General features: G+C 38.7%; 16 protein-coding genes and 1 pseudogene. 14 read left to right on the forward strand and 3 right to left on the reverse strand.

Annotated elements, in window-relative coordinates:
* Positions 1-134 precede the first annotated feature (134 nt).
* Positions 135-374: pseudogene (locus tag I4641_RS12455) on the reverse strand (transposase domain-containing protein); the annotation flags it as partial.
* A gap of 290 nt (positions 375-664) precedes the next feature.
* Here I4641_RS12455 and rimP point away from each other — a divergent pair.
* The 7 genes from rimP (at position 665) to I4641_RS12490 (ending at position 8,902) form a co-directional block, all read left to right on the forward strand.
* Positions 665-1,123, forward strand: a complete 459-nt coding sequence (rimP, locus tag I4641_RS12460; protein ID WP_229640856.1) for a ribosome maturation factor RimP — start codon at positions 665-667, stop codon at positions 1,121-1,123.
* Positions 1,124-1,229: 106 nt separating this feature from the next.
* On the forward strand, positions 1,230-2,609 hold the full coding sequence (gene nusA, locus I4641_RS12465) for a transcription termination factor NusA (protein ID WP_229640857.1): 1,380 nt from the start codon (positions 1,230-1,232) through the stop codon (positions 2,607-2,609).
* A gap of 162 nt (positions 2,610-2,771) precedes the next feature.
* Positions 2,772-3,023: a YlxR family protein gene (locus tag I4641_RS12470; protein ID WP_229640858.1), complete on the forward strand. Its 252-nt coding sequence runs from the start codon at positions 2,772-2,774 to the stop codon at positions 3,021-3,023.
* 267 nt (positions 3,024-3,290) lie between these two features.
* The gene (gene infB, locus I4641_RS12475; RefSeq protein WP_229640859.1) at positions 3,291-6,242 is read left to right on the forward strand and encodes a translation initiation factor IF-2; all 2,952 of its coding nucleotides are present in this window, start codon (positions 3,291-3,293) and stop codon (positions 6,240-6,242) included.
* Between the two features lie 91 nt (positions 6,243-6,333).
* Positions 6,334-6,957 carry a low-complexity tail membrane protein gene (locus tag I4641_RS12480; protein ID WP_229640860.1) on the forward strand — a complete coding sequence of 208 codons (624 nt, stop codon included), beginning with the start codon at positions 6,334-6,336 and terminating at the stop codon, positions 6,955-6,957.
* A gap of 109 nt (positions 6,958-7,066) precedes the next feature.
* A complete protein-coding gene (locus I4641_RS12485) occupies positions 7,067-7,261 on the forward strand; it encodes a hypothetical protein (protein ID WP_229640861.1) in 195 nt (64 codons plus the stop codon).
* 219 nt (positions 7,262-7,480) lie between these two features.
* Positions 7,481-8,902, forward strand: coding sequence for a helix-turn-helix domain-containing protein (locus I4641_RS12490; RefSeq protein WP_229640862.1), 1,422 nt, complete (start codon positions 7,481-7,483; stop codon positions 8,900-8,902).
* Between the two features lie 135 nt (positions 8,903-9,037).
* Here I4641_RS12490 and gmd read toward each other — a convergent pair whose 3' ends face one another.
* Positions 9,038-10,126 (reverse strand): GDP-mannose 4,6-dehydratase, encoded by a 1,089-nt coding sequence (gene gmd / locus I4641_RS12495; RefSeq protein ID WP_229640863.1) that lies wholly within the window; start codon positions 10,124-10,126, stop codon positions 9,038-9,040.
* Between the two features lie 338 nt (positions 10,127-10,464).
* On the opposite strand from gmd, the gene I4641_RS12500 reads away from it, so the two are divergent.
* The 7 genes from I4641_RS12500 (at position 10,465) to I4641_RS12530 (ending at position 18,304) form a co-directional block, all read left to right on the forward strand.
* A complete protein-coding gene (locus tag I4641_RS12500) occupies positions 10,465-11,208 on the forward strand; it encodes a TVP38/TMEM64 family protein (RefSeq protein WP_229640864.1) in 744 nt (247 codons plus the stop codon).
* A 49-nt stretch (positions 11,209-11,257) separates the two neighbouring features.
* Complete coding sequence (locus I4641_RS12505) at positions 11,258-12,802, forward strand: mercuric reductase (protein ID WP_229640865.1); 1,545 nt, start codon at positions 11,258-11,260, stop codon at positions 12,800-12,802.
* 116 nt (positions 12,803-12,918) lie between these two features.
* Positions 12,919-13,380: a DUF302 domain-containing protein gene (locus tag I4641_RS12510; RefSeq protein WP_229640866.1), complete on the forward strand. Its 462-nt coding sequence runs from the start codon at positions 12,919-12,921 to the stop codon at positions 13,378-13,380.
* A gap of 101 nt (positions 13,381-13,481) precedes the next feature.
* Positions 13,482-14,378, forward strand: coding sequence for a phosphate ABC transporter permease subunit PstC (gene pstC, locus I4641_RS12515; RefSeq protein WP_229640867.1), 897 nt, complete (start codon positions 13,482-13,484; stop codon positions 14,376-14,378).
* 43 nt (positions 14,379-14,421) lie between these two features.
* Positions 14,422-15,318 (forward strand): phosphate ABC transporter permease PstA, encoded by an 897-nt coding sequence (gene pstA / locus I4641_RS12520; protein ID WP_229640868.1) that lies wholly within the window; start codon positions 14,422-14,424, stop codon positions 15,316-15,318.
* A 67-nt stretch (positions 15,319-15,385) separates the two neighbouring features.
* Positions 15,386-16,702, forward strand: coding sequence for a DUF58 domain-containing protein (locus I4641_RS12525; protein ID WP_229640869.1), 1,317 nt, complete (start codon positions 15,386-15,388; stop codon positions 16,700-16,702).
* A 435-nt stretch (positions 16,703-17,137) separates the two neighbouring features.
* Positions 17,138-18,304, forward strand: coding sequence for a tyrosine-type recombinase/integrase (locus I4641_RS12530; protein WP_229640870.1), 1,167 nt, complete (start codon positions 17,138-17,140; stop codon positions 18,302-18,304).
* A 36-nt stretch (positions 18,305-18,340) separates the two neighbouring features.
* Here I4641_RS12530 and I4641_RS12535 read toward each other — a convergent pair whose 3' ends face one another.
* Positions 18,341-18,715, reverse strand: coding sequence for a hypothetical protein (locus I4641_RS12535; RefSeq protein ID WP_229640871.1), 375 nt, complete (start codon positions 18,713-18,715; stop codon positions 18,341-18,343).
* Positions 18,716-18,868 lie beyond the last annotated feature (153 nt).

The raw sequence follows: 18,868 nt of genomic DNA on the forward strand, positions 1-18,868 counted from the left end.
CAGAGAACTCATATGACATTTTATCTGTTAATCAACCTCAAAATCAACACCCTAGCTACAATCAAAACTTTTCAGTTTTGTTCTCTAGTTTAAGCATAGAACAACTTCTTTTTTCTCTTCAAAATGAGAATTGCTGTTAATCCGTTAACTAAATTTTTGAGAACTGTTGTCATTGAATCTGATGACCAATAGCTCATCGCAATCACTAAACATACTACCAAACTTGATGTGAGCTTTCTTTGACGTGATTCAAAACTCCTGGTTTTCTCTAAAGCTTCTTCAATCATCGATGGTTGAATGACTGTTTCTATCGCTTGAAATACTGATGAAGCTTCTAACTTGGGATTAATCAAAGAAAATTCTTTGAGCTGCAACTTTAAATACCTTAATTTGATAATGGTTAATCTTAGTTACTTTATACTATTTTGGGCTTAACCGAGAAGTATTGAGAGAGCAGCAAGTTTTAATTATTGTCGCAATTTATAATTTATTGGTATCATATATTGAAGGAAGGTCACAAAAGTAGTCAAAGCCTTTCTGCCTACAGAAATATAAAGAAGCATGGAAGTGGGAAACGCCCGCTTTTTTTGTTGTCTAAATAAAAAAATGCCTTTAGCGTGCTAACTGAACTTAGTTGAGTTGGTACAAAGTAACTTTTACCAACATGACTCATCCCATTGTGACCCAAATTATCGAACTGGCATCTCCTTTAGCCGAAGACTTAAATCTAGAATTAGTTGATGCAGTGTTTCAAACCAATAAAACACCGCCAATTCTGAGAATAGACGTGCGGAATCCTGGTGGAGATACCAGTCTAGAAAACTGCGAACAAATGAGTAGGATTCTCGAAGAAGAGTTAGACTTAGCTGAAATTATTCCTACCGCTTATGTCTTAGAAATTTCCAGTCCTGGTATTTCTCGTATACTGACTAGCGATAGAGAATTTACCGCCTTTAAAGGCTTTGCCGTAAGAATTAAGACTTTTGCTCCTTACAAAAATAAAAAAGAATGGCAAGGGCGACTGCAACAGCGAGACGAAACAGCAATTCATATCAATCAAAAAGGAAAAGCGATCGCTATACCGCGAGAACTCGTGGCAAAAGTACAGCTTGAAGATGAATAACTCTACTTCAGTGTCAGAGGAATGCGTTCAACATTAACGATGACAGGTACTTAAACTTAATTACCCCCATTAACCATAGCTTAAATTTTAATCTTAGGAGCGTAGTATGACTCTAGTAAGTTTGCCTGGTCTAAAGGCAACCATCGAAGAAATTAGCCAAAGATACAACCTTCCAGGGACTGCTGTGGAAGAAGCTCTTAGAGAGGCTTTAGTCAAAGGCTATGAAAAATTTCGCCGTTCCAAATCCCGCAATGAGGAATTCAGCGAAGAATATTTTGAGAATTTTAACGTTCAATTAGACACAGAAGAAGAAGGATTTCAAATTCTAACTACCAAAGTTATTGTTGATGTGAGTAAAGATCAAATCGAAGATCGCGACCATCATATTTCTTTGAGCGAAGTACAAGAACAAGTGGAAGATTTAGAAATTGAAGTAGGAGATTCTGTAATAGTCGATGTAACTCCCGAGCAAAAAGATTTCGGTCGAATGGCAGCAATCCAAACCAAGCAAGTATTGTTGCAAAAACTACGGGATCAACAAAGAAAACTAATTCAAGAAGAATTTAACGATCTAGAAGATACAGTTTTACAAGCAAGGGTCGTTCGGTTTGAAAGACAGTCTGCCATTGTGGCAGTTACTAGTGGTTTGGGACAGCCAGAAGTGGAAGCAGAATTGCCCAAACGAGAACAATTACCCAACGACACCTATCGCTCTAATACTACTTTCAAAGTCTACTTGAAAAAAGTTAGAGACACTCCCCATCGCGGTCCTCAACTAATGGTTTCTAGGGCTACTGCTGGATTGGTCGTAGAATTATTCAGTAACGAAGTTCCTGAAATAGAAGAAGAAATAGTCCGCATTGTAGCAGTAGCGAGAGAAGCTCATCCTCCATCCCGTCATGTCGGAGTTCGTACTAAAATAGCAGTAGATACTTTGGAACGAGATGTAGATCCCGTAGGGGCTTGTATTGGTGCTAGAGGTTCGCGAATTCAAGCAGTGGTAAATGAATTGAGGGGGGAAAAAATCGATGTCATTCGTTGGTCGCCAGATCCTGCAACCTACATTGCTAATTCTCTCAGCCCAGCAAGGGTAGATCGCGTAGTTTTAGCTGATGTAGAAGAAAAACAGTCCTTAGTCTTAGTTGCAGACGATCAGCTAAGTTTAGCCATTGGCAAAGAAGGACAAAACGTCCGTCTAGCAGCTCGTTTGACAGGATGGAAAATTGATATTAAGGATAGCAATTTATTTGACGAAGAAGCTGAAATGGCAAAATGGGCAGCCCAAGCAGAAGCAAAAGCTGCCTTGAAAGTAGCAGAAGAAGAGGAAATAGAAGAAGAAGAGGAAATAGAAGAAGAAGAGGAAATAGAAGAAGAAGAAACGGACAATCTAGTAACCGAAACACCAACTGTTGAGAACGAATTAGAATCGCAAACACCAACAGAACTTTCAGACGAACAAGAAAGTCTCTATCCCACAATAGAATAAAACAGTAATTGAGGAGATTGGCAAACGGCGAGATCTTAATTCTTGGATTCAGGTAATTAGACTTAAAACAAGCGATCGAGCAAACTTTTGTTTAAAATCCCTGTTTTAGATCGAGTTAAGTCTCCTCAATCTAGAAACTAAGTGTAGGTTATAGATATCAAGATGAAGCAAAAAAACTATCGTCGATGCGTTAGTTGTCGTCGTAACAGACCCAAGCAGTCATTTTGGCGAGTGGTTCGCATAGCATTAAACCATCAAATAGAAATAGACAGAGGAATGGGGCGTTCTGCTTATATTTGTCCCGATATTAATTGCTTGACTCAAGCGAAGACGAAAAACCGCCTAAGTAGTTCTCTTAGAACCAAAGTTCCCGAACATATTTATCAAGATTTACAAGAACGTTTGAGGGGATAATGTTAAGGTCAAACAACAAAAATTATATTATTAGTACTGAAAGCTTAAGATAAGATAGATAATTTTGTATTTTTCTCTAAAATAAAGATGTAAGAGGTAATGGTTATGAATGATAATTGCACACTTATAAATATTGTTCTATTTTTCAATCTAGATCTTATCTGATAGAGTCATAAAAGTTTTACCAGTAATCTTAAGAAGATGAAAAACTACACGAGCAAACCAATGACCGTATAAACACAAACAATTAATTGAGGGGAATAGTGGATGAACAACGGCAAAGTAAGAATATACGAACTATCAAAAGAATTAAATTTGGAGAACAAAGATATCAAGGAGATTTGCGAGCAGTTAAATATTGCAGTCAAAAGTCATAGCAGTACAGTTACCGCATCTCAAGCAGAAAGAGTTAAAGCCGTAGCTGCTAAATCCCCTCGTGCAGAGAAAGCAAACAGTCCTAAACAAGAATTACAACCCCCCAAAGCTTCAGGAAAACGCAAACAACAAATTTTGGCAATTCACCACAAAACAGATACCTCCAATGCTCCTACTCAACCCAAAAGACCATCATTAGGAGCATCACCCAAGTTAGTTTCTCCCCCTAGTCGTCCCAAATCAACGGCAGCTAGAATATCTCAAGAAGAATCATCCATCCAAGCTAAAGCAACTCAAAAGCCAGAATTTTCGGCGGCAGAAAGTGAGGTAACTCCCACTGTTTCCAAAGAACAGAAGGCTTCAGAACAAATGTCTAAACCAGCGATGGTTAAACCTCCAAAGTTGTCTTCTCCACCTTCTAGACCTCAAAAAACTAAGAGTGTAGCGAAGAAAAGTTCTATTCCCGCCCCCATCAAGCCCAAAATACGTTCTTCAGAACAGTCTCCAAGTAAATTGGAAGGAAGAGAAGAAACCGAAACTGAGAAAAAGAAAAAAGTTATTCCTTCTCTACCAAAGCTAAACCAAAGACCGCAAAAAGCTCAGGTAGTAGGAAAAGTTGGCAAAATATCTAAAGAAGAAGTAGATGAAAACGAGACAGAAGATTTAGTTGATGACGAGATTGACACTGATGATGTGATCAGCAAAACTGAAGTCAAAAAAGTTACTCGTTTAAAACGTCCTACACCTCCTCGTAAAGTCAAAGAATGGGAAAACGAAGAAGAAGACGAAGGTAAACTGTCTAAAGCCAAAAAAGCAGCCAAGAAGCGTCGCGCACCCAAGCCAGTATTGGATGATGATGATGATTTTGATGCAGATTCGACTACAGTACAGATTGATACTGCATTTAGTCTATCAACGGCTCGTCCTCCAAAACCTCAGTCAATGCAGCAACAGCAACCCGCTGCAAGCAGTCATAAAAAACCCAGAAAACCTTCCTTTAAAACGGAAAAGACTCAAAAAACAGAACGTCAGACAAAAGGTAAAGTTGCTCCAACTTTACCAGAATTTATAACTTTGACGGATAATTTGACTGTCAGAGATTTGGCACAAAGATTAAATACTCCTGAAACAGATATCATTAGAAGTCTCTTCTTTAAAGGGATTCCCGTCAACATCACTCAAACTCTTGATTTAGAAACAGCCAAGATGGTGGCGGAAGAACTAGAGGTTATAGTAGAAACTCCAGAAGAAACATCCGCAGCGGTTAAAGAAACTGAAATGCTTGATGCTGATGACCTAGAAAATCTTCAGCTTCGTCCTCCTGTAGTTACGATTATGGGTCACGTGGATCATGGTAAAACTACCCTACTAGATTCAATTCGTAAAAGTACTGTGGCATCAGGAGAAGCGGGAGGAATCACTCAGCATATTGGTGCATATCACGTAGATGTAGAACACGCAGGAAAACAACAGCAGATTGTTTTTCTAGATACTCCTGGTCACGAAGCCTTTACTGCTATGCGAGCTAGAGGAACTAGAGTGACAGATATAGCTATTTTGGTAGTGGCTGCAGATGATGGAGTACAGCCTCAAACTAAAGAAGCAATCAGCCATGCAAAAGCAGCGCAAGTTCCTTTGATCGTGGCAATTAATAAGGTTGATAAGCCTGACTCTAATCCTGACAGAATTAAACAAGAATTAACCGAACAAGGTTTAGTTCCTGAAGATTGGGGTGGAGACACCACAATGGTTAACGTAAGCGCGCTCAAAGGAGACAATCTAGATGAATTACTAGAAATGATTCTTTTAGTAGCCGAAGTTGAAGAACTTTCTGCCAATCCTAATCGTCCTGCTAAAGGAACGGTAATCGAGGCTAACCTAGATCGAAATAGAGGCCCTGTTGCTACTTTATTAGTACAGAATGGTACTTTACGAGTTGGAGACAGCATTGTTGCTGGTTCTGTCCTGGGTAAAGTAAGAGCCATGGTTGATGACATGGGAGAAAAAGTAGAAGAAGCCACTCCTTCTTTTGCGGTGGAAATTTTAGGATTGAATGACGTTCCTGAAGCAGGAGATGAGTTTGATATTTATCCTAGCGAACGAGAAGCTAGGGTCGTTGCAGACCAAAGAGCTATCGAACAGCGCGATACTCGTTTATTGCAATCTCTATCATCTCGTCGTATCAGCTTGAGTACTATATCTGCTCAGGCACAAGAAGGGGAGCTTAAGGAACTTAATTTGATTATTAAGGCTGACGTTCAAGGGTCTGTAGAAGCTATTTTAGGTTCTTTGGCACAGTTACCTCAAAACGAAGTTCAAATTCGGACTTTACTTGCTTCTCCTGGAGAAGTAACTGAAACAGATGTAGACTTGGCAGCAGCTAGTGGTGCAGTAATTATTGGATTTAATACTACGTTGGCATCAGGAGCAAGACAAGCAGCAGATCGAGAAGGTGTTGATATTCGTCAATACAACATTATCTACAAGCTGCTGGATGAGATTCAAGGAGCGATGGAAGGTCTATTAGATCCTGAAGAGGTTCAAGAAGATCTAGGTCAAGTCGAAGTTCGAGCAGTGTTCCCTGTAGGTCGCGGTGCGGTTGCGGGTTGTTATGTCTTGTCTGGCAAAATAGTTCGTAATTGTAAGATTCGCGTCCGTCGCGGTAACAAAATAGTTCACGAGGGGGATTTGAATTCTCTCAAACGGATGAAAGATGACGTGAAAGAAGTCAATACTGGTTTTGAATGTGGTATCGGTGCAAGTAAATTCTCTGATTGGAAGGAAGGGGATATTATTGAAGCCTACGAACTGGTCTTCAAGCGTCGTACCTTAGCAACTAGTTAGTAAATTTAAGTAGACAGTACATAGAGCAATATATACTCATATCTACTGTCTACTTGATGTTTAACATTTATAAATATCTGTTTAATGATTGATGTCAAATGTCAAAAGTATACGTTCAGAACCTTTTTTGTGGATTCATTTAATGGGTGTAGCCCTATTTCCTATTTTTGTAGGGGCGAGCGCGATCGCTTTAAGCATTGGAAAGAGTTATCCTGTTATTGTTGAATTATCATTCTTGCTAATTGTTGGAGTGCTTCCTGTATTCTGGATGCAGGTTAGTCATCCTTTTGATATTTTTAGCGTTTTGTTTGTGGCTCTTAAGCCAGAATGTTTAGATGATAATCAAAAAGTAATCTTGTCACTGTTTAAAACATTCAAACAAAAACTGTTTAGTGCGATCGCAGCAGTTATGATGACTTTATTATTGTGGTTGCTCTACCGTTTATCTCCCTTAACCACAGGAATAGTTGATTTTTTACCCCAATGGCGTATTTTGGGCTTAGGAATTGCTGGAGCCAGCTTTTTTGCCAGCAACTTATTCTTTCAGATACCCTTGAGCGTTTTACTTGTTTTGCTAACCCAGGAATCTAAATTGGTAAAGATTGCACCTTATACTACAGATAAAATTTATCATGACTTTACTCTGGCTGGAATTAAAGTAGACAGAATACTCTGGTTTTTGGCTTCAGAAACTGATTCTCAAGAAACCATCTAAATTCAACTAGACTCGATAGCAAATCAACAATTATGTAGTGGCTATTACAGACTATCTTTTCAGTTGAGTTACACTGTAAATATAGCAAAACAAGAAAATAATATTATAGATGACAAATTCAACTATCACGACCCAAGATGGCAGAGAACAAGATCGGGCAATTTGGTTTAGTCTCAGGAAAGCGATCGCTAAAAGTTCGGGTTTTCAAAGCTGGCAACAAGAAAGAGAAGTAAATACTAATGCTGATTTAGACATACAGGTACGACGCTATCTAGAAGAAACTCTAGAAACTCTTGCTTACTAAAAACATCTTCCCAAAAATAAAGCTTTGATAGATTTTCCTTGCTCTAATGGGGGCGTATCGCTATATACGTCCCTATTAAAAGTTTTAAATAATTATAATTCAACCCAAAGAAAATCTTAAAGCAACAATTTTCTTTGTTTTTGTTTTAGTATGATTGCTTATGATAATTTAAGACAGTCTTAATTTCTGCTTTTATCTAGCAAATACAATTAAAACAATATGGCACGTAGCTCTTTACAGTTAAACAGCAAATGGATACCAAAAGTAGAGGAATCTTTAGCAACTCAGCAATTAACTCAACGTACAATAGCCGAGCGTTTAGAAATATCTCGTTCTTCCGTCTCTAAGTTTATTAACTGTAAACCCGTTGCCCTCAACACTTTTATTCGTCTTTGTCAGGAGTTAAATCTCGACTGGAACGGTGCTTCTCAACCAGAAAGAGAATGGAACGATAGCATCGAAAGTTTTAGATTTAAACAGGATGACTTCAAATCAAACCCAGGAGGACAAATATCTCCCGATGAAATTGTTGGTCGAGATCGTCTCATCGAGCAGCTTTGGGACAGACTGCGGCAACAAAGTTTTATCTTTAGTGGCGAGAGGAGAATTGGTAAAAGCAGTACCCTCAAAAAAATGACCCTCGAAGCACCAGAGGATATGCTGCCTATTTATCGGGATTTGGAAGGAATAAGAAGTCCAATTGAATTTGTGGAAGTTATTTGGCAGGATACGGAAACATACCTTAGAGAAGCAGGAAAAGCCCAAAGAGTTAGAGAATTTGTCAGCGAATTAATTGGCAGTCATTTTACTGGATATCGGTTTCCCGAAATAACAGCACCCCACTGGAAGACTTTATTAACTAAGACTATTGAAGACTTAGTAACATTGCAAAGTAAACAAATTGTGTTTATTTGGGATGAAATACCCCATCTCTTGGGGAATTTTAGTGATGAAGCAGCTATGGAAACTTTGGATATTTTGCGATCGCTCCGTCAAACTTATCCCGATATCCGCATGGTATTTTCTGGTTCAATTGGTTTGCACCATATTATTAAAAATCTTCAGAAGGCTGGATACAGTAACGATCCTACCAATGATATGTATCCCGTTGACGGTCAACCTTTGGCTCAAGAAGATGCCATACAATTGACCATTAATTTACTGCGGGGAGAAGATGTAACTATCTTTAACTTCCAAGAAACCGCGACAGAAATTGCTTTGGCGGTAGATTGCATTCCCTTTTATATCCATCACCTAGTCAATCAACTAAAAGATTATTCGGGGGAAATAAATCAAGAGATTATTATGAACATTGTCGATGAATCTCTACGAAATCCCTTGAATCTCTGGAAAATGGAGCATTATCGCGAAAGAATTGATAATTATTATAATGATATTCAAAAACCCTATGCTTTAGAGATTTTAGATATCCTCTCTATCAATCCTCCCACGCCATTTCAGAGGATATGGCAATATCTTAAAAGCGAACCCCATACTCAAGATAAGGAGACTGCCAGAAGCGTTTTGAGACTGCTGATGAAGGATTATTATTTGATACAAGAAGATAATCTCTCAGGCAGTACTTATACTTTTCGCTATCAATTAGTGCAAAAATATTGGCGTATTTCTAGAGGGCTTTAAAAATTGTTTTTTGGTAAAGAATTAAATTGCTTTGTCGATCGAGGAGTAGCAAAAGCGAAGTATCGACAGTAATTTGTTTCTCTATCTTCTTTACTACTCCCCCCTCTAGTATTTCTGCTCGACAACAGCAAAAAACTAATCTACCGTAGCAACTAGACCCCGATTCATTACTCGAAAGTCGCCATCTTGCTTAAATTCGCTAGGTTCGATTCCGTCGGTTGTAGGCAAGCCAATAGCTGATAAATCCGCATCTATCATGAGTTTAACCAAACCAGGAAAATCTATTGACGGTTGCCAACCTAAGTGATTATTAGCTTTGGCAGGATCGCCAACCAAAAGATCGACTTCTGCTGGGCGTAAATAACGCTCGTCAAAAGCAACATAATCTTGCCAATTGAGGTTGACGTAATTAAAAGCCAGTTCGAGAAAATCTTTGATGGAGTGAGTTTCTCCTGTGGCAACAACATAATCATCGGGACGATCTTGTTGAAGCATTAACCACATGGCTCTAACATAATCTTTGGCATAACCCCAATCTCTTTTGGAATCCAAATTGCCCAAATAAAGTTTTTGTTGCGTCTGGGCAACTATCCTCGCAACTGCTCTAGTAATTTTTCTGGTAACAAAGGTTTCTCCACGACGGGGAGATTCATGGTTAAATAAAATACCATTACAAGCAAACAGATCGTAAGATTCGCGATAGTTGATTGTCTGCCAATGAGCGTATACCTTCGCGCAAGCATAAGGACTGCGGGGATAGAAGGGAGTAGTTTCACTTTGAGGAACATGTTGAACCTTGCCAAACATTTCTGAAGAACCTGCTTGATAAAATCTGACTTCAATCCCCGTTCTTTGTTGATAGTCGCGAATTGCTTCGAGCAAGCGCAATGTACCCATTCCCACAGAATCTACTGTATATTCTGGCGAGTCGAAACTAACTCGCACGTGAGATTGCGAACCTAAATTGTAGATTTCAACTGGTTTGACTTCTTCTAAAATTCTTCTTAGGGTAGTACCATCAGTTAGATCTCCATAATGCAAAAACAAGTTTGCATCTTCATCGTGGGGATCAACATAAATATGGTCAATGCGATCGGTATTAAAGGTGGAAGTTCTGCGAATAATTCCATGCACTTCGTAACCTTGAGATATTAAAAATTCACTTAAATACGAACCATCTTGTCCAGTAATTCCTGTTAGCAATGCTACTTTGGTTTGCTTCATTAGTCGAGAATAGATAGATAGCTATGACGAATATATTTGGGATCTGCAACCAGATTAAAATAAAAAATTAAGCTTTAGTTAAATAATTAAAAGATATTACATCTTACTGAAGTTTATGAATTTTTATGTTACTTCAAAAAATTAAATATCTCATTATAATCAGGAGATGACTCTGTCATACAATCATCTTACAGTGGATACATTCTGGTTGCAAGTCAGCCAATCAAACCAAAAAATAAATTAATCATCAACTAGTAAAGTTTTAAGGTCATTTTCAGTAAATCTTGAGAATTTGGATTATAGAGTTAAAGTAGAGTCGATATCTATCCTCAAGAATCATGAGAATCAATAAATACTTCAAGATAGCTATATTAATCCTGATAGGTATAACCTTGGTGGCAGCACCAGTACAGGCACAAGAAGCTGCGGGTAATTCTGGTTTTAATCCTCAGCAATTCCTGAGAAATGCTTTGCAATGGGTAGAGGATTTAGGCGCGATCGCACCTATTGCTTTTATAGTAATTTATATTATTGCCACAGTAGCATTTTTACCTGGTTCGGTGCTTACTTTGGGCGCGGGGGTTCTATTTGGGGTAGTTCAGGGTTCAATTTATGTTTTCTTTGGGGCGACTATTGGGGCGACTTTAGCTTTTTTAGTAGGTCGTTATTTAGCGCGGGGTTGGATATCTAAAAAAATTGCAGGAAATCAAAAATTTAGCGTGATCGATCGCGCTGTAGGTAAAGAAGGATTGAAAATTGTCCTGTTAACTCGTCTATCCCCTGTATTTCCCTTTAATTTGCTTAATTATGGTCTGGGGGTTACGGGAGTATCTTTAAAAGATTATGTTCTAGGTTCGGTGGGCATGATTCCTGGAACAATTATGTATGTCTATATTGGTTCTTTAGCGGGTAGTATTGCAACTATCGGAGGAGAAACTCAAGCTGATGCTAATCCTGTGGCACAATGGGTAATTCGGATTATTGGTTTTATTGCTACAGTAGCAGTCACTCTCTACGTAACCAAAATCGCGCGTAAAGCTCTAGACGAATCTATCGAAACTAGCGAAGAACAACAGGCTTAAATAATTACTAAATACTGTACGGACAAGGCATACCTTGTCTCTTCTTATTATGAACAATCAAGACCATGCAGTGACCATTGCACCAATGGACGAATATAACCAGGAATTACTGGCTAATGTTCATCCTCCAGATTGGGCAAATCCTCAACCAGCCGACTGTTACGATTTAGTGGTGATTGGGGCAGGGACAGCAGGACTAGTTACGGCGAAAGGGGCAGCAGGATTGGGAATTGGCTTAAAAGTAGCCATGATTGAAAAGAATTTGATGGGGGGGGATTGTCTGAATGTGGGTTGTGTTCCATCTAAATGTCTGATTCGTTCTTCTCGCGTAGTTGCAGATATGAAAAAAGCTTCTCCTTATGGAGTGCAGCCACCAGAAGATGTTCGGGTTGATTTTCCTGCGGTGATGGCAAGGATGCGTAAAGTTAGAACTAAAATCAGTCCCGTAGACTCGGCTGTGGCAGCTAAAAAAGCTGGGGTTGATGTTTTTTTTGGCGAGGCGAGTTTCAATAGCGGTGATAGTATTACCGTCAATGGACAAAGCCTCAAATTTAAAAAAGCGGTGATTGCTTCTGGGGCGCGGGCAGTAAAACCAAGAATTGAAGGCATAGAAGAAGTTGGTTACTTAACTAATGAAACTGTTTTTTCTCTAACAGAATTGCCGAAGAGACTGGCTGTCATTGGTGGGGGGCCGATTGGCTGCGAATTAGCCCAGGCTTTTCATCGCTTGGGTAGTGAGGTGATTTTATTTCATAAGGGTTCGCATTTGTTGAATAAAGAAGATTCTGACGCAGCAGAAGTGGTTCAACAGGCTTTTCTCAACGAAGGTATTCGTTTGGTGCTGAGTTGCCAATTGCAGAATATCAAGGAAAGTCCTGAAGGCAAAGTAATTAGCTATAGAGGAAACGGCGGACAAGAATCGGTGGTAGTAGACCATATCTTAGCGGGTGCGGGAAGACAACCTAACGTAGAGAGTCTTAATTTAGAGGCTGTCGGGGTAGAATACGACCCCAGAAAAGGAATTAAAGTTAACGATAATCTTCAGACTAGTAATTCTAAAATATATGCAGCAGGGGATATCTGCATGGATTGGAAATTTACCCACGCAGCAGATGCAGCAGCCAGAATTGTGATTAAAAATACTCTATTTTCGCCTTTTGGCTTGGGTAAATCTAAACTCAGCGATTTGGTTATGCCTTGGGTAACATTTACCGATCCTGAAATTGCTCACGTAGGTATGTATGAGGAAGAAGCCCAAGCTCAAGGAATTGATTGCAATACGATCAAGATTGATTTTGATGATGTAGATCGGGCATTAGCAGATGGAGAAACAGATGGCTTTGCGAAGATTTTACACAAGCGGGGATCGGATGAAATTTTGGGGGCGACTATCGTTGCCCGTCATGGCGGAGAGATGATTAGCGAGATTACTACGGCTATGATTGGCAAAATGGGTTTGAGCAAGATTTCTACGGTTATTCATCCCTATCCTACCCAAGCAAATGCGATCAAACAGGCTGCGGATACTTATCGTCGGACTCTATTAACCGAAAAGACGAAGAAATTACTCGGTTTCTTGTATAAATTATCTTAAACGATCGCTTTGAATTTGCTGTAAGGGATTGATTTTGACGATCGATCTCTTACTGGGGTAATTTTGCTAGATAATATACCAAGGTAATTCTACAATGTTGCAAAAAATCAGTCTATATGAATAGTTCTCTCAAATTCTTTTTACCAATTTTGGCAATTTCTCTCGCCTCTTATGGCATGAATCTCCAAGATAATGGATTGGTGACTCTAGCTAGTCCTTATAGTGTAAAAGAAACAAGCGATCGCTTGTCAGCTATGATCGACGAAAAAAGTTTGACTTTGTTTGCTCGCATCGACCATAGTAAAAATGCTCAAAATGCAGACTTAGAATTAAATCCCACTGAATTATTGATTTTTGGCAATCCTCAAGTCGGTACTCCTTTGATGAATTGTTCGATTACTACAGCGATCGATTTACCGCAGAAAATCTTAGTTTATCAAGACGAAGATCGACAAACTCAAATTGCATACAATCAACCTGAATATCTCAAACAACGACACAATATTCAAGGTTGTGATCAAGTCTTAGATAAAGTTCATACCGCCTTAAAAGGTATTGCCGAAGCAGCAACAAAATAACCATCAATTCAAAACCTGTATTACTTATTAACTGATGTTGGCTTTACCTAAACTTAATCGTAGTACGGTAAATAAGTAGGTGGGTGTAATTAAATATAAATATGAATAACAACTATGAACCGAGGATCGAACCTCGTCCTAATATTGAAAGAGTTTTAGACAAAAGTTTTTATTGGATGGCAAAAGCTTTTGCCTTTGCGATCGCAGGTATCTTGATTTGGATTACCATTCAAGTAGCATTAAAAGCCATGCCAGCTATTCAAAAATTTGGGTTGGGTTTTCTTTCTACCAGTAGTTGGAATCCTGTTAATAGTCAGTATGGAGTTTGGCCAGCTATTTACGGTACTTTGGTTAGTTCCTTGATTGCTTTGGCGATATCTGTTCCCATTGGCATAGGAGTAGCGATTTTTCTCAGCGAAGATTATTTACCCCCCGCAGTACAAAGAATCATTGTTTTCTTAGTCGAGCTATTAGCAGCGGTACCTAGCGTAGTTTACGGCTTGTGGGGTATTTTTGTCTTAATTCCCTTTCTCAAGGGTTTTACCCCCCTGAGAGGCCCAGGAATGTTACCTGCTGCCCTCATTTTATCGGTAATGATCTTGCCCACTATTGCTGCCATTGGTCGCGATGCCATTATCAACGTAGACCAAGGTATGCGTCAGGCTGCGGTAGGTTTGGGTGCAACTCGTTGGGAAGCAATTTTGCAGATTATTCTACCTGCTGCATCTTCGGGCATTATCGGCGGAATTATGCTGGCTTTAGGTCGTGCTTTGGGGGAGACAATGGCGGTAACAATGCTAATTGGTAACTCCAACAAAGTAGATACTTCGGTATTTGCCCCTTCTAATACAGTTTCTTCTCTTTTAGCTAATCAGTTTGCCGAAGCTAGTGGTTTGCAAGTAGCAGCTTTAATGTATGCAGCTTTGATTTTATTTGCGATTACCTTGGTCGTGAATGTTTTGGCACAGCTACTAGTGACTAGACTACAAAAAATTTAAAACATTTCCCAGATCTATCGATTGGATAAAAAATTTAACAGTAATGAGTATCAAGACAGTAAAAGAATCAGACTTTGATGTCGTCAATTTAAAACGCAATCCAACTTCCCCTCGGACTTTATTTGGATTGATTATGAGTGGTATTGCAGGTTTATTTACCCTAATGGCAATTATCCCCCTATTTATTATTCTGACTTATCTATTAACCAAGGGGATTAGCTCTCTTTCTGCTTCTGTGTTTACGGAATTACCCCCTCCTCCTTTAGTAGAAGGTGGCGGATTTGGTAATGCGATCTTAGGTACAGTGATTATGGTGGGAATAGGAGCATTAATTAGCGTTCCTATTGGTGTTATGGCTGCAATTTATCTTTCAGAATTTAATGAAGGAAAAGCAGCGGATTTGATTCGTTTTGCTACCAATGTGCTTAGTGGCGTACCTTCGATTATTGTCGGGGTATTCGCTTATAGTGCTGTTGTTTTGACCACTAAAACTTATTCTGCTTGGGCTGGGGGATTTGCTTTAGCGATTTTGATGTTGCCAATTATTGTCCGCACTACCGACGAATCTTTAAAACTCGTTCCTCAAGACGTACGTCAAGCCTCCGTGGGTATTGGCGCCAATCCATATCAAACTATTTTACAAGTAGTCTTACCCGCTGCGTTACCCGCAATTATTACTGGAGTAACTCTTTCTATTGCTCGTGCTGCGGGAGAAACCGCCCCCCTTCTCTTTACCGCCCTATTTACTCAATACTGGCCTAATTTTGATAATATGTTAGCCGAACCTACGGCTTCTTTGGCAGTGTTGGTTTACAATTTTGCAATTGTTCCTTTTAAGAATCAGCAAGACCTAGCTTGGGGTGCTGCATTTATTTTAGTGCTGCTGGTATTGATTACTAGTGTCCTTTCTCGTTTGGCAACAGCAAAAAGAACATATTAAAAAAGAACATACCTTAAAAAAGTAATCATAAATTGTGCCAATATAGAGCTTTCATTTTGTTGATTCAATGAAAGTTCTGTATCGTCTTTTTTGTTGGAGTTATCAGAAACAACAGTGGTTGCTAAAATCTTTTACTCCTGGGGGATTGGGGCTATTACTTTGTCTTGCTGCTACTGTCATCATCGGCTTAGATACAAAGCAGACAATGGCTTATCAAATTCTAACTTTTTTATTAGCAGTTTTAGCGATCGCTTTATTTTATAGCTTTTTTTTCCGCTTCCGTTTTGAAGCACAGCGCAATTTACCAAGATTCGCCACAGTTGGAGTAAAGCTGGCATATAAAATAACTATCACCAATAAAACCAAACAAAGACAACAAGGATTGCAGTTTATCGAAGATATCGGCAATTGTAAACTTAGTTTAGCAGAATTTGAGCGTATAAAATCAGGTCGTAATTCCCTAATCAATATCTATTTTCATTGGTTAAAAGCGATCGCACGGGAACGAAAAGCCACAACTAAAGCGATCTCTTTACCTCCTCTCAAACCCCAAGGTGAAACAGTAGTTAAAGGCGAAATTGATCCCACTCATCGAGGAGTAGTCAGATTGAAGGGAATTAGCGTTTTGCGTTCCGATCCTTTTAATATTTATCGGGGGATTAGAACTATTAATCTACCCCAATCTTTATTAGTATTACCCCACAGATATCAGCTACCAGTTATTAACCTTCCTGGTTCGAGAATGTCCCAATCTGGTACGGTTAGTTTGGCTTCCTCGGTAGGAGATTCTGAAGAGTTTGTCTCTTTGCGAGATTATCGTCCAGGCGATCCTTTGCGGAACATTCATTGGAAGAGTTGGGCAAAGATCGACAAACCAGTTATTAAAGAAGAACAAAGTGAATATTTTGTCCGCCATGCTCTTATTTTAGATACTTTTCAATTCCAAAGTGAGAGTGAAATTTTAGAAGAAGCGGTTTCCGTAGCTGCTTCCTTTGCTTGTGATTTTTATACCCAAGAATCCTTGTTAGATTTAATGTTTGTGGGTCTAGAATCTTATTGTTTTACTAGCGGTAGAGGCTTAGGAGATAGCGAACAAATGCTGGAAATTTTAGCGGGAGTTCGAGCTTGTCAAGATAAGTCTTTTGATTATTTGACTGCTGCGGTAATGGAAAGATTATCTATGTTAAGCGGTTGTATTTGTATTTTGATTGATTGGGATGAAGAAAGAAAAAAATTAGTACAAAATCTACAAAGATTTGATATTCCTTTATTGGTTTTACTATTAGCCGAACCAAATCGAGATTATAGTCAGATTAATGTAGCGAATTTGCACATATTATTTGTAGACAAAGTGCAAGAATCATTAATGAATGTTGGTGGTTAGTTCTTGGTTATTGGTAATAAGTTTCAACTTTAATAACAGCAATAATTATAAGTTATTTATCAAACAGGATCGCGACAAGCAAAACTGAGTAATTCAGATCAGGAGACTATCCTACAGCTTATTCATCAAGGATTAATACAGAGAACAATAGGAAAAATGTTTGGTGAAGTTTCTATAAGACAATGATTCAACTATTTCTTTTTGGAGAAATTTTGGGGGTAATATGGAGTAATCCTTAATTCCTTTCAAAGTGGAATAGCGGAAACTATTGATATAACTCAAAAAGCGGATGAGGGGAATCGAACCCCTAGCTTTAGCTTGGAAGGCTAAGTAGAAATGCTCAAACGCCTAGTTTTTCGTTAGCTCAACACCTCATATAGTAGCTTACAACCAAATAATTGGGTCAGAAATGGGTCACAATTGGAGTGACCCAATATGTATTTAGACCAAGATAATTGGAAAGGAAAGGTAGGCAGAATCAATATTCTAAGACGAGGGAACAGCCTAAGACTAAGATTTACTTACCCTGCACACAATAGAATTGAAATCACAATTGCTAAAGCAACTGAAACAGGTTGGCAAGAAACAATACGAGTAGCGAATCTCATAGAGAGGGATATACAGCTTGAAGATTTTGATGATACTCTTCAACGCTATGGATATAAACAAACTCAATCTATTTCAGTATCCAGCAAGAAACCCAATCTAAAAGTCATTTGGGAGTCATACAAAGAAGCTAATAAGAATCGAGTAGCACCAACCACAATCAAGCATTGCTGGAATGAGATGGATAGGTATATTAATCTAGTCCCTTCATCATTACTGAAGACAGAGAAAGCAGCAGAGTTCATCAATCACTTACTCTCTATATATAAACCCAGTTCTCTAGCTGGAATCTTCAGAGCCAGTCTTTATCCCGCAGCATCACAAGCTGTTAAACAGGGTGTCTTAACTCGTAATGTATATCGAGATGTAGAGTTACCTAAAACAGCTAAGAAGAAAATAGAGTGCTTTGAAAAGTTTGAGATTGAAGCGATTATTGCTGCCTTCTACTCTGATGAATACAAATCCAAGAAGTCAGGCTACTTACATTCTTTTTATGCTCCTTTAGTTGAGTTCTTATGTATTACTGGAGCAAGACCAGAAGAAGCTCATGCTCTAACTTGGGATGATATCAAGCGGAAGAAAGACAAGACTTACGTTAGGTTCAACAAAGCATACTCCAATAAAATCCTGTTACCTCATACTAAGACTAGAGAAATCAGATTACTGTCAGCTAACGAGCGATTAAGAGAATTACTTAGAACAATGCCAGTAGTTGAGAACGAACATGATTTAATCTTTCCTGCTGTTGGAGGCGGATACATCAATCAAGGAGGCTGGCGTAGTAGTTATTGGAAAAGAGTTATTAATGGTCTAGTTGATGATGACAAGATTTATAGATATCTCAAGCCCTATTGCTTGCGTCATTCAGCAATCACTTCTTGGATAAGACAAGGTTATGATCCTGCTACTGTTGCAGCTTGGGCAGGTACAAGTACCAAGATGATTTGTGACCATTACCTAGCAGCCAAAGATAGCTTTGATATACCAGAACTCTAATTAACTAAATAGAGGGGAATTTTACCCCTCTACAGCCTAAGAAAACTTACTTAACTGTTGATTAACTTGTTTCAGTTGCTCCCCAACTTGTTTAAGTCGAGACTTCAAAGTATTCTGTTGGGAATTAAGCTTATCTCTTAAATCACACAACTTAGTATAAGTAGAAGAGACAGGGCATTCTTGGCTTGCATATAGTTCTCGTTGTATTTGTGTTTCTTGAGTATCAGAAAACTCTAGAAAATCAGGAGACAAATGATTGAGATTGTGATTAGGAGTAGAAGGGAATGCTTCAACAGCAGGTCTAGAATTTTCTAATTCATAAGCGTGCAACTCTTGTTCGGCTTCTAATGTACCTACGTAGGGTTGAACACCCTCATTCTTCATCCCAGGATGTTTATAGTTATTATTCATTGATTTTCATTAGTAATTAATTGTAATAGTTCTCTTCGTATAAGACCAGTCATAGTTAATCCCTCCCTATGACAATAATTACGAAGTCTATTTTTATCATCAGTAGTTAAATATGAAACTACTTGCTCGTAGTCATGTTCTTTAGTTTTATAT

It is taken from the genome of Waterburya agarophytonicola KI4, from assembly GCF_020640915.1.
GTDB lineage: Bacteria > Cyanobacteriota > Cyanobacteriia > Cyanobacteriales > Xenococcaceae > Waterburya > Waterburya agarophytonicola.

Excerpts from the sequence above, each read along its gene's own strand:
- rimP (WP_229640856.1), top strand. The coding sequence starts at position 665 with ATGACTCATCCCATTGTGACCCAAATTATCGAACTGGCATCTCCTTTA.
- nusA (WP_229640857.1), top strand. The coding sequence starts at position 1,230 with ATGACTCTAGTAAGTTTGCCTGGTCTAAAGGCAACCATCGAAGAAATT.
- I4641_RS12470 (WP_229640858.1), top strand. The coding sequence starts at position 2,772 with ATGAAGCAAAAAAACTATCGTCGATGCGTTAGTTGTCGTCGTAACAGA.
- infB (WP_229640859.1), top strand. The coding sequence starts at position 3,291 with ATGAACAACGGCAAAGTAAGAATATACGAACTATCAAAAGAATTAAAT.
- I4641_RS12480 (WP_229640860.1), top strand. The coding sequence starts at position 6,334 with ATGTCAAATGTCAAAAGTATACGTTCAGAACCTTTTTTGTGGATTCAT.
- I4641_RS12485 (WP_229640861.1), top strand. The coding sequence starts at position 7,067 with ATGACAAATTCAACTATCACGACCCAAGATGGCAGAGAACAAGATCGG.
- I4641_RS12490 (WP_229640862.1), top strand. The coding sequence starts at position 7,481 with ATGGCACGTAGCTCTTTACAGTTAAACAGCAAATGGATACCAAAAGTA.
- gmd (WP_229640863.1), bottom strand. The coding sequence starts at position 10,126 with ATGAAGCAAACCAAAGTAGCATTGCTAACAGGAATTACTGGACAAGAT.
- I4641_RS12500 (WP_229640864.1), top strand. The coding sequence starts at position 10,465 with ATGAGAATCAATAAATACTTCAAGATAGCTATATTAATCCTGATAGGT.
- I4641_RS12505 (WP_229640865.1), top strand. The coding sequence starts at position 11,258 with ATGAACAATCAAGACCATGCAGTGACCATTGCACCAATGGACGAATAT.
- I4641_RS12510 (WP_229640866.1), top strand. The coding sequence starts at position 12,919 with ATGAATAGTTCTCTCAAATTCTTTTTACCAATTTTGGCAATTTCTCTC.
- pstC (WP_229640867.1), top strand. The coding sequence starts at position 13,482 with ATGAATAACAACTATGAACCGAGGATCGAACCTCGTCCTAATATTGAA.
- pstA (WP_229640868.1), top strand. The coding sequence starts at position 14,422 with ATGAGTATCAAGACAGTAAAAGAATCAGACTTTGATGTCGTCAATTTA.
- I4641_RS12525 (WP_229640869.1), top strand. The coding sequence starts at position 15,386 with ATGAAAGTTCTGTATCGTCTTTTTTGTTGGAGTTATCAGAAACAACAG.
- I4641_RS12530 (WP_229640870.1), top strand. The coding sequence starts at position 17,138 with ATGTATTTAGACCAAGATAATTGGAAAGGAAAGGTAGGCAGAATCAAT.
- I4641_RS12535 (WP_229640871.1), bottom strand. The coding sequence starts at position 18,715 with ATGAATAATAACTATAAACATCCTGGGATGAAGAATGAGGGTGTTCAA.